This is a genomic window from Methanococcus maripaludis, assembly GCF_013760955.1.
GTDB lineage: Archaea > AGJL01 > Methanococci > Methanococcales > Methanococcaceae > Methanococcus > Methanococcus maripaludis_A.
Genome location: NZ_JACDUL010000006.1, coordinates 1 through 24,697 on the forward strand (window position 1 = coordinate 1; position 24,697 = coordinate 24,697).

Annotated in this window: 19 protein-coding genes; 6 read left to right on the forward strand and 13 right to left on the reverse strand. The window is 33.1% G+C overall.

The genetic code is table 11. The features are described from left to right. Nucleotides 1-209: 209 nt before the first annotated feature. On the reverse strand, nucleotides 210-377 hold the full coding sequence (locus tag HNP90_RS09230; protein WP_155810756.1) for a hypothetical protein: 168 nt from the start codon (nucleotides 375-377) through the stop codon (nucleotides 210-212). 93 nt (nucleotides 378-470) lie between these two features. Then, on the reverse strand, nucleotides 471-602 hold the full coding sequence (locus tag HNP90_RS09470; protein WP_258558970.1) for a hypothetical protein: 132 nt from the start codon (nucleotides 600-602) through the stop codon (nucleotides 471-473). 330 nt (nucleotides 603-932) lie between these two features. Between HNP90_RS09470 and HNP90_RS09235 the strand changes: the two genes are divergently transcribed. Then, nucleotides 933-1,163 (forward strand): hypothetical protein, encoded by a 231-nt coding sequence (locus HNP90_RS09235; RefSeq protein WP_012068277.1) that lies wholly within the window; start codon nucleotides 933-935, stop codon nucleotides 1,161-1,163. A gap of 1,223 nt (nucleotides 1,164-2,386) precedes the next feature. Further along, a complete protein-coding gene (locus HNP90_RS09240; RefSeq protein WP_012068278.1) occupies nucleotides 2,387-4,576 on the forward strand; it encodes a methyl-accepting chemotaxis protein in 2,190 nt (729 codons plus the stop codon). Nucleotides 4,577-4,741: 165 nt separating this feature from the next. Here the strand turns inward: HNP90_RS09240 and HNP90_RS09245 are convergent, their stop codons facing one another. The 5 genes from HNP90_RS09245 to HNP90_RS09265 all read right to left on the reverse strand — a co-directional run bounded on the left by HNP90_RS09245 (nucleotide 4,742) and on the right by HNP90_RS09265 (nucleotide 12,524). Then, nucleotides 4,742-5,386 carry a YczE/YyaS/YitT family protein gene (locus tag HNP90_RS09245; protein ID WP_012068279.1) on the reverse strand — a complete coding sequence of 215 codons (645 nt, stop codon included), beginning with the start codon at nucleotides 5,384-5,386 and terminating at the stop codon, nucleotides 4,742-4,744. Nucleotides 5,387-5,754: 368 nt separating this feature from the next. Further along, nucleotides 5,755-6,057: a NifB/NifX family molybdenum-iron cluster-binding protein gene (locus HNP90_RS09250; RefSeq protein ID WP_012068280.1), complete on the reverse strand. Its 303-nt coding sequence runs from the start codon at nucleotides 6,055-6,057 to the stop codon at nucleotides 5,755-5,757. Further along, nucleotides 6,054-6,566, reverse strand: a complete 513-nt coding sequence (locus HNP90_RS09255) for a hypothetical protein (RefSeq protein ID WP_012068281.1) — start codon at nucleotides 6,564-6,566, stop codon at nucleotides 6,054-6,056. The genes HNP90_RS09250 and HNP90_RS09255 overlap by 4 nt, the downstream gene beginning before the upstream one ends. 1 nt (nucleotide 6,567) lies before the next feature. Then, a complete protein-coding gene (locus HNP90_RS09260; protein WP_012068282.1) occupies nucleotides 6,568-6,984 on the reverse strand; it encodes a permease in 417 nt (138 codons plus the stop codon). Between the two features lie 134 nt (nucleotides 6,985-7,118). Continuing rightward, the gene (locus tag HNP90_RS09265) at nucleotides 7,119-12,524 is read right to left on the reverse strand and encodes a cobaltochelatase subunit CobN (protein WP_012068283.1); all 5,406 of its coding nucleotides are present in this window, start codon (nucleotides 12,522-12,524) and stop codon (nucleotides 7,119-7,121) included. A gap of 374 nt (nucleotides 12,525-12,898) precedes the next feature. Here HNP90_RS09265 and HNP90_RS09270 point away from each other — a divergent pair, with 374 nt between their 5' ends. Beyond that, nucleotides 12,899-13,681, forward strand: coding sequence for a S1 family peptidase (locus HNP90_RS09270; RefSeq protein ID WP_012068284.1), 783 nt, complete (start codon nucleotides 12,899-12,901; stop codon nucleotides 13,679-13,681). 116 nt (nucleotides 13,682-13,797) lie between these two features. On the opposite strand, the gene HNP90_RS09275 is transcribed toward HNP90_RS09270, so the two are convergent. After that, nucleotides 13,798-14,457, reverse strand: a complete 660-nt coding sequence (locus HNP90_RS09275; protein ID WP_012068285.1) for a Dph6-related ATP pyrophosphatase — start codon at nucleotides 14,455-14,457, stop codon at nucleotides 13,798-13,800. 116 nt (nucleotides 14,458-14,573) lie between these two features. Then, nucleotides 14,574-15,353 carry a S1 family peptidase gene (locus HNP90_RS09280; protein WP_012068286.1) on the reverse strand — a complete coding sequence of 260 codons (780 nt, stop codon included), beginning with the start codon at nucleotides 15,351-15,353 and terminating at the stop codon, nucleotides 14,574-14,576. Between the two features lie 173 nt (nucleotides 15,354-15,526). On the opposite strand from HNP90_RS09280, the gene HNP90_RS09285 reads away from it, so the two are divergent. The 3 genes from HNP90_RS09285 to HNP90_RS09295 all read left to right on the forward strand — a co-directional run bounded on the left by HNP90_RS09285 (nucleotide 15,527) and on the right by HNP90_RS09295 (nucleotide 19,435). Then, nucleotides 15,527-17,683, forward strand: a complete 2,157-nt coding sequence (locus HNP90_RS09285; protein WP_012068287.1) for a C1 family peptidase — start codon at nucleotides 15,527-15,529, stop codon at nucleotides 17,681-17,683. A gap of 199 nt (nucleotides 17,684-17,882) precedes the next feature. Next, complete coding sequence (locus HNP90_RS09290; protein ID WP_012068288.1) at nucleotides 17,883-18,485, forward strand: hypothetical protein; 603 nt, start codon at nucleotides 17,883-17,885, stop codon at nucleotides 18,483-18,485. Nucleotides 18,486-18,679: 194 nt separating this feature from the next. Then, nucleotides 18,680-19,435: an ABC transporter substrate-binding protein gene (locus HNP90_RS09295; RefSeq protein WP_012068289.1), complete on the forward strand. Its 756-nt coding sequence runs from the start codon at nucleotides 18,680-18,682 to the stop codon at nucleotides 19,433-19,435. Nucleotides 19,436-19,838: 403 nt separating this feature from the next. Here HNP90_RS09295 and HNP90_RS09300 read toward each other — a convergent pair whose 3' ends face one another. The 4 genes from HNP90_RS09300 to HNP90_RS09315 all read right to left on the reverse strand — a co-directional run bounded on the left by HNP90_RS09300 (nucleotide 19,839) and on the right by HNP90_RS09315 (nucleotide 24,327). Next, complete coding sequence (locus HNP90_RS09300) at nucleotides 19,839-20,900, reverse strand: hypothetical protein (RefSeq protein ID WP_012068290.1); 1,062 nt, start codon at nucleotides 20,898-20,900, stop codon at nucleotides 19,839-19,841. A 461-nt stretch (nucleotides 20,901-21,361) separates the two neighbouring features. Continuing rightward, nucleotides 21,362-21,739: a hypothetical protein gene (locus tag HNP90_RS09305; protein ID WP_012068291.1), complete on the reverse strand. Its 378-nt coding sequence runs from the start codon at nucleotides 21,737-21,739 to the stop codon at nucleotides 21,362-21,364. Nucleotides 21,740-22,366: 627 nt separating this feature from the next. Further along, on the reverse strand, nucleotides 22,367-23,275 hold the full coding sequence (locus tag HNP90_RS09310; protein WP_011868371.1) for an aminoglycoside phosphotransferase family protein: 909 nt from the start codon (nucleotides 23,273-23,275) through the stop codon (nucleotides 22,367-22,369). A gap of 98 nt (nucleotides 23,276-23,373) precedes the next feature. Next, entirely contained in the window at nucleotides 23,374-24,327 is a 954-nt protein-coding gene (locus HNP90_RS09315; RefSeq protein ID WP_011868372.1) for a nucleoside recognition domain-containing protein, read from the reverse strand. Nucleotides 24,328-24,697: the final 370 nt, after the last annotated feature.

Consider the following 24,697-nt stretch of genomic DNA (forward strand, 5'->3'; position numbering starts at 1 on the left):
CCTCCTGCAAAAGATATGGATGGTCGAAAAAAACGACTTGATGCAATTGAAAGCGGAGAACTACAAGGTTACGACTGGTGGTTCTGCTACACTGATTTAAAAGAATAATTCTTTTTTCCTTTTTTAAATTTAAAATATATTTATTATTAAAATTGGAAATAAAGATAAAATTTTTTGTTGTTTACATAAAATCTTGAAGGTTAATGTTTTTATCTTTTGTGTTGATGTTTTTTGTGTTGTGCTTGCTTTTTTTGAATTTCTTTCTGCACGTCCTGATGTTCCTGTTTTTTTTGTTTTTGCGGACCCACTACTCTTTGGTACTGTGCTATTTTTGGTTGTTGGTGTTCTTTTTGTTCCTCTTGTTTAATGTTTGGCATAATTACCCCATCAATATTTTTGAAAATTGAAAAAAAGAGTGGGTGGTATTTGTCAATTATTCATTCTTTTAAGGTCTTTGAGTTTAAAACGCCTTATCTTTTTTGTTGCTGTTGCTGCGGTCCTTGTTTTTGTTGAGCCTGCTTTTGTTGCTGCGGTCCTTGTTTTTGTTGAGCCTGCTTTTGTTGCTGTTGCTTTTTTGGGTCTTGTTTTTTAATGTCTGCCATATGTATCACCCCTCGTTTTACAATATATATTTTCAATTCAGAGCTATTTAAAATTTATCAGATTAATGGAGTCCGTTTTTCAATTAAATGTATTATTGTAAATTATAATCGAATTAAACTTTAATTATTGATCCAAATTCATTAAAAAGTCCAATACCATTGAACATTGTTTAATGGCCATTTTAATGAATTTTTTTAACATTACGACTTTTTTAGTCGATATTGTCCATTTAAACCATATTTTTTAGATAATATTTAAAAATAACTGGAATAAATAAATACTTTTGAAAAAAGAAACTATAATGTAAATATTTTAGGGGGTTGGTAAAAATGGTTGATTTTTCAAAATATTTTGAATCATATGAATTAATAAAAAAGTACTGGGTATTTGTTAAAGAAGGTGATGAATTTCCTGCAAAAATAAAACTTGCAAAAAATTTAAAGACCGGACAATACTGTGCTTATTTAAAACTTTCAAACGGAAAGCACTATAGTTCAAAATGCTATGCTACAGTAGGGGAAGCAATGAATGATCCCGAAATTGTAAACAATATAAAATAGATGCTTTTTGTTTTTTGAATATCGGTTAGATCTAGTATTGCATTTAATGGTATTTTATGTGGTTATTTGTAAAAAATAGATTAAAAATCCTTAATAGTACACGAATTAAATTGAAAAATTTTATTTGGTTTTCTGTAGGGGGTGCGGTTCATAATTATAAAATAAATTTTTAATTTTTTGAGTATATTTTTTTGGTTTTGTTGCAAACGTATATACTTTTTATAACCTCGATTAAAGAATATATATTGACGAGAAACTCGTCAAAACTCTTCAAAATGGAATACACGCCCCCCGTGTGTTTAATCAGATAAATAGTTTAAGATATATTGAATTTTTCTAAAATTTTTTTTCTATTTTAACCCGACATATTGGTTTTGATTACTCTAAATGTTTAAATAACCCTATTTTCAAAAATTATATATGCCCAAGAGTGGGGAAAATCTTGGGGTATGGGGAGTAATTTAAATCAGTTGTTAAATTGGTTTCATAAACCTCGGGAGCAGTTCATTTATTGAGGGGGATTTTTGAACTGTTCTAAAAATTAACTTTTTTTCGAATTATTTTTTCAATTTATCGAAGTTATAGAATATACGCACAATAACCTATACAAAGCACATATATATTTCAAAAGTCAATTTTTACCCGAGTTCTCCAAAGTCTAGAACTAATCAACAATTGTTGTAGGTTCAAATCATCTGGATTTTGGAGTACCTCATTCATCCACCCTGTGAATTGGAATTATCATATTTTAATCAATTCCTAAAAATACCATGATACATTAAAATCGTACCTTTTAATGTAATTAGAAACCCAAAACTACCACTCGAATAGTGAATATGCCTACGACTGCCTTTTACATACAGGGGCAGATTTCTGAATTTCTAATTTATGGCTTTTTTTAAACTATTTTTAAATTTTCATTTCTCCATATGTTCGATATAATCGATAAAATACACTTTATAATTTAAAAATTACTATTTTAATTTAAGGAAAATAAAAATAAAGAATAGTTTAACCCATTTGGGGCATATTGAAAAAAATAACATTTCTTTTTTCTTTGAAATTACATTATTTTCATTTAATTTGATAATAACCGACATTTTCAGATTACCTACATAAAACCAATATATACTCATAAGAATAAACAAATATCCGTAATACTGTCAAAAGTATTTATAATAATATCAAATATACCCACAAATTCATTGGATAGGTGAGCCTATTTGAAAATAAGCTTTAAAAAAATTGGTACAAAAATACTGGTGTTTATGATACTTTGTGCGATAATCCCCCTACTGGTGGTTGGAGGGGTTTCCACAAACAAAATAACCGAAGAAATGCAAATACAGGGAGAAAATAGCGTTAACGATAATTTAAATATATTTCAGGAAACAATAGAAAATGTATTTATCGAATTTGAGACAACTGCAAGCTACACAGCAAGTTTGGATACATTTTCAGAAGCACTTACGAATAATGATAATGAAATACTTTCTAATTTCGCAGAAAAAATGAAAGAATCGTCTGAAGTAGATCTGGTTGCATTTACCGATGGAGATGGAACTATTATAACTTCAACGGACAATGTCCAGACGAATTTAAAACCTGTAATATCAAAACTACTCAGCGACGAGGTCCAAAGCTCATTTGAAATAATTTCTGGATCTGAAGCTTCAAAATACAGCGATTACAAAGTGGATAACATAGATAATGCTCTTGCAATCTGCGTAGTTGCTCCTGTTTACTATTCGGGAGAACTTATTGGTACTGTAACAATGGTGGACATTGTAAATAAGGATGATTACTGGGTAGATAGCCTTAAAGAGCGAACTGAAAATGAGGCTACAATATTCCTTAAAAATGTTAGAATTTCCACAACTGTTCAAACCGATGGACATGATGCAATCGGAACAAAATGCTCTGATGAAGTTTACAACACGATATTGAACCATCAAGAGTATGTTGGAACTGCAACTGTACTGGGGAGTGAATATATTACGAAATATTCCCCAATCGAAGATATTGATGGAAATGTAATTGGTATGGTATTTACTGGCATTCCAGAGGCTCCATTCGTTGCAGTTATACATGAAACGAGAAATGAAATAATTATAATAGCACTTTTGGGTTTATTGCTTTCAATTTTGATTGCATTATATACTGGAAGAAAAATTACAAAACCAATTGAAGAACTTAAAAAAGGAACTGCCGAGTTTGGTGGTGGAAATTACGATTACAAGACTAAAGTCAAAACTGGTGATGAATTAGAAGAACTTTCAGATTCATTCAATGGAATGGCTGAAAATGTTAAGAATTTAATGAAAACAATGGACATGGACAAGGTAGAACTTGCAAATCTATTGAATAATATTACAACTGTAATGAACAAAGTTGCAAAGGGAGATTTTACCGCAAGGGCAGATGAAAATGCTGAAAATAACACCCTTCAAAAAGCAATTAATACAGCAGTTTCAAACGTTGCATTGTTAATTAAAGAATTGCGGGAAGAAGTTGATTTATTAAATATTCAAGTACATAGGGTCGAAGATCAACTTAAAGGTGCAGAAGAAACCGCAACACAAGTTACTGAAGCTGCAACACAAGTTGCGGAAGCTTCAAGCGACCAGTCTGCAAAACTACAGGAAGCGTCAGATCAGCTTGAAGATACATACGAAGTTGCAAAATCAGTTTATAATGCAGCAGAAGAAACAGTCAATGCCGCGAACGAAATTGCTGAAAATTCCGAAAATGGAGTTAAAAAGGTTGAAAATGCAATTTCAAGAATGCAGGGAATTACAAACGTGATTGAAGAGCTTGGAAAATCAATCCAAATGCTTGGTGAAGACGGTAAAAAAATTAATGAAGTTACTGGATTAATCAAAGATATTGCTGAACAAACTGGCCTATTAGCACTGAATGCTTCAATTGAGGCTGCTCGTGCAGGCGAAGCCGGAAGGGGTTTTGCAGTCGTTGCAAGTGAAATTAAAGCACTTGCAGAAGAAATTAAAAAATCTGTTGAAAATATCAACCATACGATTAGTGGCATTCACAAAAGAATTGACGACACCATGAAGCTTGGAAACAAAGGAAAAGATGAAGTGGATAAAGGAGTTATTGCAATTGATGAAGTAAACGATGCGTTACTTAGAATTAAAGAAAGTGTTAATGGAGCTTCAATTAAAATTAACGGCATCAAACAAGGTGCACAAAGTGCTGCAAATAATACTGATGGAGCTTTAAAGAATTCACAAGATATTGCATCGATTTCAGAAGAATTCACAGCAACTGCTGAAGAAGTTACTGCATCAACTGAAGAGTTGAATTCAATCATTGAAGAAATTAGAAATGTTGCAGAAGAAGTAACGAAGATCGCTGAAAGGGTAACTGAAAAATCAGGCCAATTTAAAATTTAATTTTAAACATTATTTTTTTAAATATAATTCTACCAATATTTTTTAAGAAATTAATCAAAAATGGAAAAAAAACTGTTAAATTGATTAATCAATTGTTTAAATTCTATTTTAACAAAAAAGAATAATAATTTTGGGTATTTTCACTAAAAAATTAATTTTTTTAACTCATGCTAATTTCATATCTTCCACTACTGACGATAGGGTTTTATTGAAGAATTTTACAATGGAACCAACTAATATGGCAGCAAAAATAGTTCCTTCACGTATTCCCTGTACTTGATGCAAAAAAATGAAAGAACTTAATATGCCCACCGCAACCATGGAAACATCGACTCCAATTTTTGCCCTACCAAATTCTTTTTTAAATGTGTCAGAAAGGGCCATTGCTAAACCTTCTCCTGGAAGATAAATAATTTTTGCTTTTACCTCTAGAAAAACACCAAATGCAATTGCAATACAACTGAGTAAACACAATGATATCTGCACCATATAATTGGGGATATACAAATCTGAAATTATATACATTGCTAAATCGATAAATATACCGAGAACAAACACGAAAGGCAACTGCACTAAGATTAAACGATAGTTGCGGCGAAGCATAATCATTTGTAACATGATTAGTACCATGTTGAAAAAGATTGTCACTTGACCAAGGGTAAGTGGAAATTTAAGACTATATACATATGGGACACAGGATATGGGCGATATTCCCAAATTAGCTTTAACCGACAAGGCTACTCCAAAAGCCATGACAAAAAGTCCTAACGTGAAGGTTATAATCCTTAACAGTAATTTATTCATCTTCATATACGCCTTTCTAAATTGATTATATTAAATATATTAATCCGCTATTTATACTAAATCCCCTAAAAAAAATGTTTACTCCCCCAACGTACCACATTAATTATTTTTTGCTAGATTACCTGTTAAAAATTATTTTTTAATTATAACAAATTAAAAATGAGTAAGTAAGAGATTATCTAAAACTAGTTTGGAAACGTAGTTTTCCATAGTACCACGTTAAAATAGATTTTTTTGAAAAATTTAAAATTTAAAGATTTAGCTATGGTTCTTCTAACATTTTTGATTTCGTCTGAAGTTTTGAGATATTTCCTGTAAGTGCGTTATGTAAACTTTAATGATTTATATTCAAAAGAATAGTATTACTTTTATTTTTACAATTCGTCAAGAATATCTGATACTTTTTTCCCGCTGTCTTCCCTAAATTTGATATTTTTTCCATTTAGCGCAGTTTCTAGGTTTTCACCCAGTTTTCCAGCTATAAATAGTTCAACTTCTTTTTGTGCCATTATATGTGCAACAGACCACCCTGCTCCCCCACCGCCAATTGCAAAAGGGTTTTTCATGGATTCTACGAGCTTTTTATCTTCGTAAATAAGAAAATAAGGTGCTCTTGCAGCGGCAGTGCTAATTTCTGAATTTAGGTCTTTTCCTTCTGAAGCTATTGCAATTCTCATAATTTTTCCCCCATTAATTTATCTATTATTATGCCCTGAATAACCGACATAAGAATCATTACTAAACTTAGAACTATCATATATTTCCAGCCGAAATATAAAATGGCAATCGGCAGTAGCGGTATTTTCAATGCCCGGTTATATAAAAAACAGGCGATAAGTCCATCCGTCATCCCTTTATATTTTAGGTCTGCTAAAAGTGGATACCACATATAAATTGGGCCACTGGATAATATTCCCCCGATAATTACAAAAATCCATTTCTTAATTCCTTTATTTTGAAGGTATTTTGTCACTATTTTTGGAGTTATAAAATAATCAGATAATGCCAGCAAAATGAAAACCAAAATTAAGATAGGAATTATTTTTAAAATTATATCGTAAGAAAAGTGTATGCTTGAAAAGAATAGTTCTCGCGAAACGATAAACACGATTATGTATATTAAAATTACACTTATTAGGAAATACCACGATCCGGGAATTGAACTTAATTTATTTTTCAAGCTCATTTTAAATTACCCGTAGTATCGATACAGTCATTATGGCAACGACTATTGATAATATAAATGCAGTAACGTTTCTTAAAAAAGCAAATCTTTTCCCCAATATTGCTGATTCTGCAGGAAGCTGTATGATGCCGACTGTAACCCACGAAACTAAAAATGCGGTCACTGCTATCAAACTGATACCTTCGTTTAGCAATTCTCCTGCCAAAACATAGCTGACAATGGGGTTTCCCGCAGATATACTTCCAACTAAAGTTCCGATAAATGAATCCAGAATCGTGCTTTTGCTGAATATTCTTAAGTAGAATGATTTTGGAATCACTGTCGTGAGTAAACTTACAAGTAAAATAGTTCCCAAAATCAGAGGAAAAGCGTTCCATAGGGATTTTGCGGATTTTTTAGTCGAAGCTTTTAGAGTCATAGATAATTATATTATTTTTCAATGGTTTTAAACTTTTCTTAATTCTCTTTTAAAAATCAAAACTAGTTTTTAGAAATATTTAAAAAATAGTCTTTTCTGATTCATCTATTTTAAAAAAATAAAGAGAAAAAAATTTATCTTCTTCTCAAAAGTTTCAGAGCATTTATTATATTTGTAAATATCTCTGGGTTTTGCTTAAAGTATCCAACTCCAACAAGTCCAGTCATTGCAACTGCACCAACGATTGCGATAACCGTTGTTCCAGAAGTTTCAGACTGTTCCGGTTCATCATTCATTGTGACTTCGTATGCTTTCTGAGTTTTTGATGTTGAAGATGAGGATGATTCTGCGGTTGTTGCTGAACTTGAACTTCCAGAACTACTTCTTCCTCCATCAGAACCCACACTTGGTGCTGCATCTTCAGTAACCGTAGTGTTTGTCACCATTGTAGCGTTTGTTGCATTTACTGCTTTGACTACTGATTCATTTCCAGAATAAACTTTTGAATAGGTATCTGGTTCAGAGCTTGAACTTTCGTCATTTTGTTCTTGAACTTCCGTACTATCTTCTGAAATAGATATGTCTTTTTGTGTAGCTTCCTCATAGAGTCTTTCAAACTCTTTTAGTGTTTCTTCGTCAACTGATGAATGTGTTACTGCCCACTCGTTAAGTTCAAGGAATCCACAAGTGTGGTGGCAGCAGGTAACTCCATATTCAACTACTGACTGAATGTATTCATTTGCCAAATTTTCTAAAATTGCATCGTCAGCATCCCAGTAATCTTTCATTGCTACTTCTAACATTTTGGATTCAAGAGCCTGTTTAGCCCAAGGATTTTCAGTAGCATACCATTCATCCATTCCGAGATTGTAGGCATCTTCCACATATATATTATACATCTGTTCCCACATTTCACCAGTAATGCCTCCCGGAATGGTGTATTGAAGTCCTGCAAGATCTTCAATAATGTTCGAAATCTCAGCTGCACCTGCATATCCTGAACTCATCAGTCCACTAACGTATAATGGATTATAATATGTTGAAAGTAGTTCTTTTGCAAGATAAGAGCTGAACGCTTCTGTGGTGGCTTCATCAGCGTCTTTTAGATCTACAATGAATTTTACAGGGTCTTCTCCGCTAATATCTCGTACAGCTGTTGCAAATCCTCCGTAAAACTCGTAAACGTGGTCAAATACAACACTGCTTGATCCTCTACCATCATTACCACTACGGCTGAATAATAAGGCATCAGTTCCAGAGAGTACTTCTCTAAACGTTTCAGTTTCCTGTCCGCCCCATTCTCCGCCTACATAAATGTTTGACATAGAACTTATGTATAAATCAGCAAGGATACTATCATTATCCCAAGAATCTCCTCTTTCAACTGCACTTCTAAACTCTCCAACTCCCCAAGTTCCTGGAGAAGGGCCAAATATTCTAGATTTGGAAAGTAAGTTAGCGTCTTCTTCTGTGTAATTGCCTGTAGCCATTAATAAATCGTATATTTCGTCAGAATGTGTTTTGACATAATTTTCGTATTCTATATCATCTTCAGATTCTGCAGCAAGTCTTGCAGCCATGTCCATTAATTCTACCTGCCAGTTATAGTCATCACGATATACTCCTGACATTGTGACTACTACGTCAATTCTTGGCCTGCCGAGCTCTTCACTGTCAATGAGTCTTACTCCTTCAACATTTGAATCATCCCATACAGGTTCAACTCCCAAGAGATATAATATTTCTGCTTCCATAACTCCCTTATGTCGGCCTGTTTCAGATGACCATAATACAAATCCTACTTTTTCAGGGTATTCTCCGTATTCTTCTAGCCATTCTTCCAAGAAATCATCAACAAGTTGTTTTCCAACATTCCAGGCTTCTTCGGTAGGTATAATATTTGGATTAAATGCATAGAAGTTTCTTCCTGTTGGAATTACCTCGGGACTTCTTATTGGGTCGTCTCCAAGGCCAGGAACAATATACTTTCCATCAAGCGCATCGATAACGCCCTGTAGTTCACAAGAACATGCTGCTATATTTTCAGCGATTTCTGATGCATAATTAAGTGTTTCGATTATTTCTGCAGCTTCTTCCGAACTTTTGACAGTTTCTTGTGTAAGAACTACAGTTACATTTACATATGGCTGTGTTCCACCCATACGTGAGCTTCCAAGAGTTTTTCCTGAAATATCTGCCCTCTGCAATAAAATATTCAATGCAGTGATTGTTTCTAGTTCATTATTTCCATCATCAGATGATGCGGTATGAGTAGTTACATTGAAATCAGAAATATCCTGTCCATCCTGAACAGTTACGTCTGTTTCGTCAATGAACCACATTCCCATGCTGCCCATTTGAATATATTTGAAACTTGTAAGTGTATAGTTTTCATTTGGAATATTTTCTAACGTGTAGTTTCCATCTTCATCACTCGTAGTGTTGGCTACAAGTTCCCCTCTGTCGTCGGTAAGAACTACAGTTACATTTACATATGGCTGTGTTCCACCCATACGTGAGCTTCCAAGAGTTTTTCCTGAAATATCTGCCCTCTGCAATAAAATATTCAATGCAGTGATTGTTTCTAGTTCATTATTTCCATCATCAGATGATGCGGTATGAGTAGTTACATTGAAATCAGAAATATCCTGTCCATCCTGAACAGTTACGTCTGTTTCGTCAATGAACCACATTCCCATGCTGCCCATTTGAATATATTTGAAACTTGTAAGTGTATAGTTTCCATTTGGAATATTTTCTAACGTGTAGTTTCCATCTTCATCACTCGTAGTGTTGGCTACAAGTTCCCCTCTGTCGTCGGTAAGAACTACAGTTACATTTACATATGGCTGTGTTCCACCCATACGTGAGCTTCCAAGAGTTTTTCCTGAAATATCTGCCCTCTGCAATAAAATATTCAATGCAGTGATTGTTTCTAGTTCATTATTTCCATCATCAGATGATGCGGTATGAGTAGTTACATTGAAATCAGAAATATCCTGTCCATCCTGAACAGTTACGTCTGTTTCGTCAATAAACCACATTCCCATGCTGCCCATTTGAATATATTTGAAACTTGTAAGTGTATAGTTTCCATTTGGAATATTTTCTAACGTGTAGTTTCCATCTTCATCACTTATTGCAGTGGCAACCACTTCCTTAGTTACTGTACCGGATATGTTTAATTTATTCATTACAGCTTCATCCGGAGATGTTCCATTTAAGATTACATCTTCAATTAATTCGGTGACTGCATTGGGCTGATGAGCCGTATCAAGTATGTGGTCATCTTCAACAACTTTCGAAATACTTTCTATAAGATCGTCTGAAACAATTGAGTACACCATTGCTACGAGCGCATCTCCCTCAGGAGGTTCCCCAAGTACGTGTAACCCGTATGTCATTGTTTCTTGAGCAAGTTCGTGTAGATAATCATGTACAGGCCCTTCAAGAACGAAACTGTCAAATTCCGTTTCATTGTACGAGCTTAATTCATCTGTTGAAATATTAAATGTTGTATCAAACCCTAAAGTTTCATATAGCGAAATTATGCTTTTTTTGTATTCTTCTTTAAGCGATTCACTTTCTTCTTCTTCATACAGGTGCATTTTTAGGTGCATCGTTGATAAATTACCGTAGAGCCCACATGTGATAACTGGAGGGGTAAGGTGATCCACAATGACTGCATTTCCTCTACGTTTTGCTTGAATACCTTCACCAATTCCACCAACTTCATAAATATAGATGGAAGGCATGTCTTGTATCATTATAGCTGGCCAGCAGTCTTCTATCGAAAGGCCAACACCTTTTCCTGCTAACCATTCCTGAGTACCGTGTCTACCCATATTAATTAAGGCATCTGCTTCATACTGCTTATCAAGCCACATGTAAAATGCAATATACTGGTGACTTGGAGGGAGTGTCTGGTCGTGATATAAAAGACTGTCATTGTCAGAACCGCCTCTGGTTGGCTGAGGAACTAATACCACGTTTCCAAGTGAGATTTTTGGAAAAACAAAGTATTGGCCTGAACTGTTTTCATATACCATGCAATCTCCAGGAGCTTCGCCCCATGTGTCTATTACTTCATCCTGTTTATCCTGTGGAAGTTCATGGAACCATTCCATATACTGTTCTACTGGAAGTAATTCCACATCATAATTGTTAACTAATTCTTCCATTTCACCAGGTGCCCAGTTTCCAATGTTTCTACCCTGTTCAAGTACTAATTCTCTTATACAGGTACTGTTAGGGAGTTCTTCGCCGAGATCATAACCATTTTCATCCATGTATTCAACAAGATTTGCAATACTTGGAGCAACATCGAGGTTTGATGCAGTCATTACATCTTGCTTACCTGGAGCGTGGTTATAATAAATTATAGCAACTTTTTTTTCTTCATTCTCTATTTTCTGGAGCTTAACCCAGTTTAGGGTTCTATTAACCATCCAGTCAACCTGTGCTGGGATTGGGGTATCTAATTCTACTCCGTATGTTTCATCAGCCACTTTTGCGCTGACTACAATAGATTCGATATGCCCTCCGATTTCCATTAATGGTATTTGGTATTGGAAATCATAAGCACTTCCCGTTGTACCGTTAACCCACTCATCAAGTGATTGTGAGTACATAACTGCATTGATAACAGGAACACCTGCTTCTTGAAGGTACGTTGTATTTTTGTTAAGTACTGGAATTACCCATACACCGTATCCAAAATCAATGAATGCATCAGGTAACCATTCTCCATCTGCTTGGAACATGATTGGGGTATCTTCATACAGTAATGTTGGTTTAAAAGCAGGGATTACATTAACGCCCCTTGATTCAAGTTCTCTTATTGTGGCATCCACAACAAGGTTACCTTTACTTCCAGTATTGGAATCAAAGAATGTGAGCCCCACTGTAACATTATTTGGGTCATAAATGTGATGGGTTCCATCATCAGTTGAATACCATTCAAGGTAACTATCTAAGTCTTCAAAAACTAACGCTGAATCTGGGTGGTAGATACCATCATCGGGAACAGCAATTGGTTCTTCAATAGTTCCATCTGTTCCACAGAACGTTATTGCTAAGTACGAGATCATCCGTCTTATATTTTCAGTACTTGCATTGCCTGTGTAAGCTTCAATATAAGGGTGTTCTGAAAGATCAACATTTCCCGTTCCAAATCCTAGGTCAATTACCGGGGTAGCTGGATCTACCGTGTTATTAATAGCTTCTTCAATTTCATCTCTGACGTCAGCTCCTAAAAATAGCATAGCAGTGTTTGGATACACGAAAATTGCATCATAACTACTTAAATCCATTTCTTCAAAACTATTATAGGTTAGATTTACATCAGAGCTACGTGCACTGTAGTATACTGTAACATTCACATTTGTTCCTTCAGCTGCCTCATTGACCATGTAGGCTTCATCAGATCCAATGACTACAAATGCTATCTTAGGATCATCTTCTTCTGCTGAAACTGCTGTAATTGACAATGATAACAGCATTACGCTCAGCAATATCAAAAATATATTTTTAAACCGCATTTTATCCTCCTGAATAATTAATATGCCTGAATATTATTTTAAAAGGGATTTTTTTAAGTTTAATTTAACAATTTTACTATTGGAATCTTTAAAATAGATTTTAAGTTTAAAAACGTACTTTTAAACATTATTTTAAAATCAAAACAATAGAAAAACGTTTTATTTGGTTAACCTGGGTAATTTAGTATTTATGGGAATTTAAATGCAAATTTAGACTGAAAACTTCTTAGTTATTTTTACCTCCAATCAATATTAATTTATAATATTACAAGTAAAATTGAATAGGTGGTGATATATATTATTTTCTAGTTAGCTTTAGCTAAATTAAAATAATATTTAATAAATGTTTAATATAATTTAATTGAGACGATGTTATGATTAGAAAAACACTTTCGAAAATTAAAGAAGCTACATTCTGTATCGAATTACCGAATAAAAATGCAAATGACATGCCAACTCCGGCAGGATCTGGTTTTTTCATATCTCCTGATGGATGGTTTGTAACCGCTGCGCACGTAGTTATGCGTAAAAATGGTTCTCCTAGGCCAGATGCCAATAAAGCATTTCTTACAAAAGAGGGAAATGGGGATAATCCTGGGCCAATGTGCCATCATGTAACTCTTGAATATCTTATACCAAAACTCGACATTGCATTATTAAAGGTCAATTTCGAAAAAAATTCTGATAAAGAGTGGCTCAACGGAAAAACTGAATTTCCATTTATAAAAATTTCAACAGCAAACCTTGAAATGGGTGAACCGGTTTATTCTTTTGGCTACCCTCTATCGAGTTACGGGATAATCAAACCAGGTGAACTCGGATATATAAAATTGAGTCCGCGGGTTACATCGGCAGTTATATCTTCAGATTTAGAAACTAATGCTCCAATTATGGGCGAAAATGCTCCAAAATATTACGTACTCGATAAAGCACTGAATTATGGAAATAGTGGTGGACCTATCGTTTCAACAAAAACAGGAAATGTGCATGCAATCTGCTCTAGCTTTCAGCCGGTGGCAATAAAACAACCCCATTTAATGGATACAGATGGGAAACCCATGAATATAGTAATCCCAAGTATTTATGGGGTAGTTTCCAGTTTTGATAACATGGACATCATTGAGTTGTTAAAATCATTGCACGTTCCAGTTGAATAGTAACTTTAGTTTAAAAAACATGTTTATTTGAATTTAAAAAAGTAATAAATTCTTTTAGTTTTGTTTTGAATTTTTATATATTGATAATTCGAATAAATAGAATACTAAAAATTATTTTATGGTTTTTTTATTTTAATATCCAACTTTAAATAAGAATCAACAGTAAATACTTTGCCAAACTCAATATCTAGGGGATACATAAAATTTGGCCCATCCAATACAACAGTATGGAATTCCCCATTTTCTCCACAGGCATCAATACCCAATGTTTCAAATTCTTCAATCAGAGTTTCTGAAAATGTCATTCCCAAATAACGTTTGGGAACACGTTTTGTATCTATTGCAATAATTCTCGCAACAAAACCAGCATCCAAAAACTCTTTTATCAAATCTTTTCTCGGTTCCTGCCAAATTGGTAGCAATGCTTCAATATTTTCTGTTCCGCAAACACCTTCTACCCATTTACGATGATTTTCAAGATCGATGTCACCAAAAATTCCATGTGTGATACCCGATCCCTGTTTTTGGTGTAAATATGAAAGAAATTCCGTTTCATATTCATCCCACGTAGCTTTTTTATATTCCCATGTTTTTCCCATGGCGTCTGCCTGTGCTTTCAATAAGGATTTTCTGAGCCCATGACTTCTTGAACGTTCCCCACATTCTTCGATCATTGTAAAAAGATATGGAATTTGTAACCCCATATTTTCTGCCCGATACAATGCCAAACAGCCGTCTTTGCCCCCACTCCATGAAGAAAATGCAATTTTTTCCATATACTCCCCAAAATACTTTTGAAAACTATTCCGTTATAAAATAATTATCGTAACGTTTAGAATTAAATGTATAAAAAAGGTATATTTTTAGAATTGAAAATTTAGTGGTTTTTAAATTATTCTTCAATTGGAATATTCAAAGACATTAAATGACCAATAATTTCTTTGTTATTAAAGCTAGATACGACCCCGTAAAGACTCGGAATCATTATTGGTAAAGGATTACCCTTATTATCTTTAAGATGTTGCTGTGGAACAACTAAAGGCTGGAATCTAGAACAGATTGCATGAGCATGGCCTGTTTCTGTTGCAATAATTGGTCCACCACTATTTCCATAATTTAGTGCTTTGTCGAGTACATAATTTTTCGGACCAAAAACACCTTTCACGTTTGAATCAAAATTCGATGAAATTATCGCCGATGTAACTCGCGGACTCAATTTTATATATCCAAGTTCACCTGGTTTGATTATCCCGTAACTCGATAGAGGGTAGCCAAAAGAATAAACTTCGTCCCCCATTTCGAGACGTTTTGTCGAAACTTTTACATATGGAAATTCAGTTTTTCCGTTGAGCCACTCTTTATCAGAATTTTTTTCAAAATCCACTTTTAATAAAGCAATATCGGATCCTGAAAAAACAGATCCTGATGATATATGTTGGCACATTTTTTTGGGATCAGTTGCATTTTGTTCTTTTACCAAAAATGATTTATTTAAGTCTTTTCGTGGAGATCCATTTTTATCCATTATCACGTGCGCAGCGGTTACAAACCATCCATCTGGAGATATGAAAAAACCAGATCCTGCAGGAGTTGGCATTCCACCTGCTTTTTCATTAGGTAATTCGATACAAAAGGTAGCTGCCATAACATTTGAAAGTGTATTTTTTATCATAATTACTCCCCCTCTAATCTATACTATTTATTATTTTAATAGGAATTTAAAAACTTTTTTTATTTTAAAAATCGACATTTTTAAATATATTTTAAATTATAAGTTACGAACGACTCATAAATTGAATATGGATTTAATTTAAACACTAATAATCTCTTTCGGGGCGATTTTAATTGAATTTTTTTAAAAAAGTTTCAATAATTTTACTATTGTTTGTATTGATTTCAGCAAATTTTTCAGAATCTGTAGATGATGGAAAATATATTTTCCACAATTTCACTGAAGAAGACGCAGAAGAAATGGGTGTAATTGAAAATATAACGAAAAACACGACTGATTTTGAAACTTCAAATATTCAGACATTTTCTTCACGTTCAACAGATAATGAAGAACCTTACGTAATGGGATGTTTCCTTCCGACCAAGGAAGAATTACTTTCAATGGCAGACCAAATTACGGTTGTCGAGGGCCTCTCTGAAAATGCAAATCTATCAAATAATTCATATCTCGATCTTTCAAAAGACCCCTGCTTTCCAACGGTTGGTGATCAAGGCAAAATTGGTTCATGCGCTTCATGGGCGATAGTATATTATGCAAATTCGTATTTACAGGCAAAAATTTATGACTGGGATTTAAAAGAAAATGATAGTTTAAAATGTTTTAACCCTATGTGGGCATATAATAAATTAAATAATGGAGAAAATGGCGGTTCCCAACTCAGTAGTAATCTAAAATTAATTTCAAGACTCGGCAGTGCAACCTATGAAACAATGCCTCTAACTGATAACTACACTGTTTGGGGAAATGAGGAAGCATGGATCGAAGCACCACAGTACCGGATAACAGGTTTTGAAGTTTCTTCTACTAATAATACTGAGGTCATGAAATCATGGTTGAATGAAGGATCTATAATCATCATTGCAATGCATGGTCAGGACGTTTTTACATTTGATAATGATTCAATACTTTCAGACCTTGATCAGTCACATGAAAAAGCAAATCATGCACAGGCGGTTGTTGGATACGATGATAGTATATCTGAAGATAATGAAACAGGTGCTTTTAAGGTCATGAATTCTTGGGGCGCTAATTGGAGTCCAAATGGTGATGGAAGCTATTATATAACTTACAAGGCAATGGCAAATATGAATTATACCGAATGCTGGAGAATATCTGGTGCAAGATACAATACTTCAGATTCTAAGCCCGAACTTATTGGGGTTGTAAAGTTAGATCCTGAAAATAAAAGTACAAAAGATCAGAATATGGTTTTTGGAATTGGAAATGAATCGAATATCTTAGGATATGTTGATATATATGGGGGCTGTAATGAAACAGGTGGAAACGGTTCAATGCCTGATTTTATCGCAGTAGATTTAACTGATTGGAAAACAGAGTTTGAAGACTCATTGGAAAATACTGGAAAAGGATATTACTTTGCTAACTTTTCAAATGGGACTGAAAGTTCAATAATTTCTGAATTCGGGATAATTCAATACAGTTCATACCCCAATATCGAAGAAATTAATTCTGTCAATTCATTTGGATGCAATAATTCGACAGTATTTAAATTATTCAGTAAATTAGCCCCTTCAGTACTTAATTCATATATAAACGTAGGAAAAAATGATATTGATATTTTAATAAATGCAGAGGATGATGATTTATGGGGTATAAATGCATGTTTTGATGGTTCAAATGTATCTTATTCGCTAAATGGTACCAGCAATACTTTTGAGGGATTATTTAATAAATCAACATTTTCTTACGGGGAACATTATGTTATTTTTGAGTTATTTGATGGCTGCGGAAATTTATTTGCTGAAAATGTAAGTTTTGAAATTTCAGCCCCAGTTACTTCTTCAAGAAGTACTGGAAACCATTATAGTTCTGATCTTTCTGATGGAATAGATTTTGGAACCATTAAAAAAGCAGTTTCAAATTCAAATATTGTATACGGAAACGAAATCGATGAAGGATATGCTTTGAATTTGAGAGAAACTGTTCAAAATGCAAATAATTACGAACTTTCAGGAGACACAATAATTGTTGGTGGACCAGAAGCAAATGGATTTGCTAACAAATATGATTCAGAGTTTGAAATATCAATTACAAATGATTACCCTGGAGAAAATAAAGGGGTTATTCAGGTTAAGGATATTGAAGTACGCGATGGAAACTTCATCAAAACTTACCCGGTAATATACATTGCAGGTTCTGACAGGTACGGAACAGAAGCAGCTCTCGAATACTTTAAAACTTTGGAAGAACTTCCAGATGGAGCTTTAATTTTAGAATGGACGGAAGATGGGCCGGTTCTAGTTTATTAAATAACTTTTTTTTCTTTTTTAAATTTGGTTTTAGAATTAAACTTCGAAATTAGCCATCTGTTGGAAACTGTGCAATTCATTAAGTTACAACTTTTTAGGCCTAATATATTGTTCGGCCAGATGCGAACAAAATCCACGTTTTTATATGTTTTAAAATTCAAGCTAGTTTAAGAAGCAGACATGCTTTTTGAGGTGAACTATGAAATTTAAAACAGGCAGTATAATTGCAATTTTAGCAATTTTTTTATGCATAATTGTCGCGAGTTTTGTTTTTTTCTCGAAAAATTCAGAATCTAGCAATGATTTAACCGACGATTCTAAATATGGGTCGGAAATAATTTTTGGAGTTATAAAATCCATTGAAGTTATGGATGGAAAATACAGATTATTAATAATCAATAACAATGGCGAATATGTTGTAAACGTGCCCGAAAATGTTGATATTAAATTCCCAGAATTTTACGAAGGTAATAACATATCTGCCGGAGGATTGGTTGAAATTAATTATTCGGGTATCATGACAAGGTCCTTTCCACCGATATTGGCTGCATCATCTGTAAATTACTATCCGCCAGAATTTGTAACTTGTGGAAAAGTTGCTGAAATTGATGAGGTAAATGGTTACAAAAGATTTTTAGTCGAAGGGGAAAACAACCTTTGTTACGTAACTATTACTAATGATACGCTCGTTTCTGGAGAATTAACGGACGCTTCCATAAATTCTACTGTGACGTACACTTCTATAATCCAGCTTTTGAGTTACCCTGGACAGTGCGCTGCAATTCATTTTATAGTAAATTAATATAATAAATTTTAATTTATTTTTTACTATTTTAAAGCATTTTTAACCTAAATTTGTCTAAAAATGTTTAATATTTTGTCCTTTATTACCCCATATATTAATATTTCCATCTGGCCCATTTAGAAAATTAGATTTAATATCAATAATATATTATGGTTGAATTAATTCAAAAAATTGGGTAACGGGGAAATATAATGTTTAATTACAAAGTTTTAATACTCTCAATGATATTTTTGATAATAATTGCGGGATGTATTAGTCAGAATACCAATAAAAATACAATTCAAGAAGGTGCTTTGACCATTGGGATTGCCCCAGACATTTATCCAATGGCATACTTCGAAAACAATGTTCCAACAGGATTTGAAATTGATTTAATAACCGAAATTGCTAAAAGAATGGGTTTAGAACCCGAATTTAAAACATATGAATTTTCATCACTTCTAGGCGCTGTCGAAAACAACAAAGTTGACTGCGCAGTTGCATTTATTACAATAACGCCTGAAAGAGAAAACCATGTGGACTTTTCAAGATGTTATTTTGAAACATATACCACAATTCTTGTAAGGGAAGAAGATACTAGCACCTGCATAAGATGTCTGGAAAACCGAAAAGTCGGTGTTTTAGCAGGTAGCACTCAGGAATCATTAATGGAAGGATTTAAAGATGATATGGAATTTGAACTGATTCCTTATGAAAATATTCGTGAAATGCATCATGACCTTCTTTCAGGAAATATCGATGCGGAAGTTTTTGAATATGTTTGTTCAAAAGGTTTTATTGATAACAATGATCCTGTGAAAGTTATCGGAGGTAAAATCGATATAAACTATATTGGAATTCCCATAAATGAGAAAAATGATGATTTAAGAAATGAAATTAATAATGTGATTCTTGAAATGGAAAATGATGGGAGTTTATCGGAAATAAAAGAAAAATGGGGATATTAATTAAATATTACTTTTAACGTCTCTTTTAAAAACACCATATTCAGTCCAATATTTTTAATCGTTTTGATTATGGTGGGCCAGTCATGTTAACAATAAAAACTACTGGTTTGTAATATACTGTTAAATTTCAAGACCCTTTTTTAAATTAGTTAGAATATCTTTTTCCATTTTCATTTTAGGGCAAGAATACTGTCATTCTGTTAAACCGGGTTGAAAATTCTGCAACACAATGTCACTTTAAAATGTCAGGTAATTAATTTAGTCCCTTTTTACTTTGAAAATGAGTGAGATTTTTGAAAAAATATTAGTTTTGAAAATAAAACTGTTTTGTAGTTTATAGTCAAAAGCATAATAAATTTCAATTTAAAATTCAAAATGATCAAAAAAGAAATAAAAAAGTTATTTAATCACAAATGCATCCGCCATATTCAAAGTACATTGCCCAGTTGTTTCCAGGGAAGCTAGTTCCATTACCCCATGCGGTTTCACAATTTCCGGTACAATTACATACGCATTCATATTCTGGAACGCATCTGTAATTGGCTTTTACTGCATCGAGGTCGTAATCAAAGCTAGTTCCTAATTTGGAAGTGTCGTTTAGTCTTATTTTTTCAATGCATACGCAATCAGGCAGGTCGTAAATGTAGTTTATAAATGTACTTTCAATGCTCCTGTTACCGTCCTGATTTAAAACATTTCCTACGAGGTAGTAATTTCCATTGTAGAATGCTTCAACTGAAATACTTTCCATATATTGAATTTGTCCCCATGTAGTTTCATAAATTTCTAAGTCGGGAGTTGAATTATCCCCATCTCCACAAATACTACCATCGAAATACAGTTCTATGGTTCCGCCCTGACCCAAACTGGTAAAGGCATATTCGCTTTTTGAATCCCCATCATTTGGACCCAAGCATTGGGATTCGTTGTATCTGCAATCTGACCCGGTATGCGTACCAGGGATATAATTACTGGTACCTACTGCCCAAGGATAATCTGCTGGTTCACAAGTGTATCCATCAAAAATTTCTTCATATTCGCATTCACAAACTACTGCATGTGCTGCAATGTATAATGTATCACAAGGACATTCACTAATGTTTGTTAGATCAAGTGTTCCAGAGTATTCTGTTACACAAAGGCCTTCTTCATTAATTTCAAACTGCCCAACTTTTGGGTTTCCTTTTTTTGTAACATATTTACCAGTATACCAACTAGATGAAGTGTCATTTGGAGATTCATTCAAAGCCATTAAATGTACCTCAGAAATACACCATCCAGGTATGGTTTCGTAATTAAAATTCAATGAATTTCCAATTCTTTGAACTGTTATGGCCCCTACATCCGTATGCTGTCCCGCAATAAGGTCATATTCACATTCAGGACCTTCTGTTAGTGCCGAAGCTCCGGGAATTATCGAAAAGACCATTGCAAATAGAATAAATCCAACTAAAAACTTTTTCATAAAGATCCCTCTAAAGTTTTCAGAATTTTAAAAATAGTTTCAGATAAATAATGGTAAATTACCCTTGATTTAGTTATATTTTTATGCATATATAAGGATATCTAATTTAAAAGATTTTTAATCAACATTATTGAAAAATAACCTGTAATCTCCAATAAATAATTAAAATAAGATGTAACAATTTATTTTTTTGTTGGAAATTAATATTATATTATTAAATATGATTTGAAAAATCATTTAAATTCCTTTTTTCCTTTTTTAACTCCTCATATTGGTTTTGATTATCCTAAAACTTTAAATAACTCTATTTTCAAAAATTATATTGCCCAAGGTGGGAATCTTGGGATATGGGGAGCTTGACCAGTTTTTAAATCTGTTTCATATGCCTGAACGGTTCAATTTTTGAGGGGATTTTTGAATTGTTCTAGAACTCTTTTTTCTTTTTTAAAAAAGTAATATAATTATATTTTAACTTTCTTTTTAAAAATAGCTTGTTCACTCTGAAGCTTTATGTTTAATGTCGATAGGGTATAGTTTAATGCTTCTTCAAGCACTCGATAATCCTTCCACTCATTACGGGTTCTTTTAAAGCGTTTCAGGTTTTCAAAGAATTCATATTTCACATCTTCAGATAAGTTTAGTTGTTTTGATATTTTTCCAGCTTCAGTTTTCAAGATCTGTAACTTCGAACATTTTGCATTATTAAAAACCGATTCCGTCTGCAGGTATCCACAACATTTGTTTTCAGTATCAACAAAAACTGGTCTAACCTTTCCAGTTATGTATTCTTTATCATAATGAACAACGGCCTTCAAACACTTTGGGCAAATTCTAATCATCTAAAACCCCTCGCGTAGTTATTGATATTAATATACTACATGAAAGGTTTTTTGTTTGAATATAAGTATATACTGAATATTACGGCAATTAAACAATAAAATAGCGGTTTAATAGTATAAAGATACCGTCCACTTACTCCGGAAACTTCCAGAAAAAAGAAGCCCAAAACGGCGAGTTTAATAACACTAAAATTTTAATCCGGTAGTCTCTGGAATAACTTTTATGGTCCTAATGATGTTAACATCCTTGAAAAAAGCTAAAACCCTAAAAAGTACAATCGGTCTTTAAAAATTCCAACGGAAATCGTTTTAAAAAGAAAGCGCAGAGGGAGGGATTTGAACCCCCGCTCCCCAGTGGAGAACCGGATTTCAAGTCCCGATTTAAAAAAAATCAGCATATCTTTTTCCATTTTCAATTTAGAGAAGAATGTGGTCATTTTGTTAAACTTAGTTGAAAATTTTGCAAGAGAATGACACGGTAAACGGTCCGGTCATTAAGGTTAGTCCTTATACCTTTGAAAATTGGAAATTTTGAAATGTTATTTTTGAGTATATTGTATACGGGACGGTGTCCCGTGATGTTTGGTTGTGGTGCCGTGTGTTTTAAATTATGTTTTTTCGAGAAAATTATTCATCAATCATGCATTTTGCATCAATATACCATTTCGGAATTACCGTATTGAAATAATCGTAATCAATAAGCGCTTTTGAAGCCTGTTCTTTCATGATATTAATCTGTTCATCGCCAAAAGGAATTGCCCAAGGCAGTGACGAGATTGTATTAACGGATATGTAGAGGGCGAGTAACTGGAAAAACTTTTCAGGAATATTTCCATTAAAGTAACCATCTATTTTACCAACTGCAAATGCTTTACTTACCTCTACATCCCATATAATTCGGTTAAATTCTTCAAATGGGTCTCCGAAATCATAACGATTAAAATCAATTATTGCAACATCACCGCTATATGTTAAAATCATATTTCCAATATGGTAATCCCCATGTTGCAGTGTTGATCCAATATCATTTAATAAATGCCTATTACGAGTTATGTGTTCAATAAATAACTCGCCATTTTCATATTTTAATGGGCATTCTAAATATGCTTTAATTTTTAGATCTATCTTTTTATTAAACCTGTTTTCCCAGGGGTCCATGTTTGAGGGGATATTTACCGAATGGATTTTTTTAAGTATTTTTCCAGATTTTATTCCAAGGTTGTACTGTTCCATCGTATTCTTTTTTAGAATGGCTGTTTCTAAGTCTTCGCCTTCAACCCATGTGAGCAGCATGTATACGCCAGATTCACAAATTCCAAAATCAACTGGTTTTGACATTTCAAAGTCCATTTTGCTGAGTTCACATAATATATTGTACTCTTTTTGTTTTCTTTCGTAGAATTTAATATCCGATATTCTAAGCAGGAGTTGTTTCCCATTTTTCGTGATAATATGGTATTTTTTATCTTCCGACCACCCTTTATCCACTTCTTCAATGATATCCCATGATTCGCTTCCATTAATCCCTTTAAACATATTATCACTTTTTGTGTCTGGAGTTTATATCAAATTTATAATTAAATATTTTTAAATTTCTAAAAAATTAAAGTAAATTAAATCCAAAATACACTTTTTTAACTAAACACTATCAATACACCGATTATAAAAATATCTATAAGTAACGTAATAAATGCATTAATCATGACTATTTTTGTTCCCAATTTCGACCCGAACAATGAAACATGCAGGGGAATTGAATGTTTTGTGTATCTTGTTGAGATAGATAGGATATTTGCAAATATCAATCCGATTATTACTTCTTTTGAATTTAAAACACCATTTTCCAAAAGTCCGCTTCCCATCACCATTGCAGTTTGAATATTGATTAAATCTGCGATTACCAAAATTCCAACACTCGGATCAAGATCTAAAAAGCCAGTAAAAGGAGTTATAATCACTATTACATATTCAAAAACACCTGAATTCGAGAAATACAGAACAATAAATGTAGTTATAAACATTATTGGAATAATCCGCCTTGAAATTTTCAAAGTACTGTTAAGAGATTTATTAAATATGTTTTTAGTATTCTTTTTTTCTTCGATTTTTGGTTCAAAATCAATATCTTTTGAAACTATTGCAAGATAAAAAAGTCCAATAATCGTTTTTACCAGTGCAACACCTGATCGAATTAAAATATAAAATACTCCCGTCATTCCAAGAAGAGGTATTGCAACAGGTATAAAAAATGTAAATGTGTGGGAAAATATCGTTGGAAAAGAGTTTGCAAGGGAACATCCAATAATCTCTTTTTCAGTAACTTTTTGGTCTTTATATCCTTCAGCAAGTATGGAATACCCAACAGTTGGACTGAAAAAGCATGAAAGTATGGAATACATGGAAAGTTGATTCATTTTTAAGTGTTTAGTAAACGGATACAAAAAATCACTTACTTTTTTCATTACACCCATATTTATCAGGCAATTCATGACAAACATTGTCAAAAGAACAACTGATGCCATTTCTAGGGTGTATGTTGCAGAACTTACTAAAGAAATACTAAACACTGAAAAATCAAAAATATTCATCGAGTCACCATTCTTAATACAAACTAATAAAAAATTAATATCTCATTATTTAAAGCCTTTTGGAAATAAATCCAGATATTACGCCGTATAATTAAATTAAAGTTTATAAGTGTTCAAGAATGGCTTAAATAAAGATATTTTGATTAAATTAGTAAAAATCCTTATCAAATAGGGATTTTAAAAAGTTGAAAAATGATACATAAAAAAAGATAATTCTAAACTTTTTTATATTTTTAAATTTTAAAACAGTTTAAATTCGAAAAAAGAAAAATCAATTTTTTATTTATTGCTGGGATTCTACTTTTTTTAGCATTTCCCCAACATCTCCCTCAATCATGATGTTATCAAGCCTGTTTCCTTTAAGATTTTC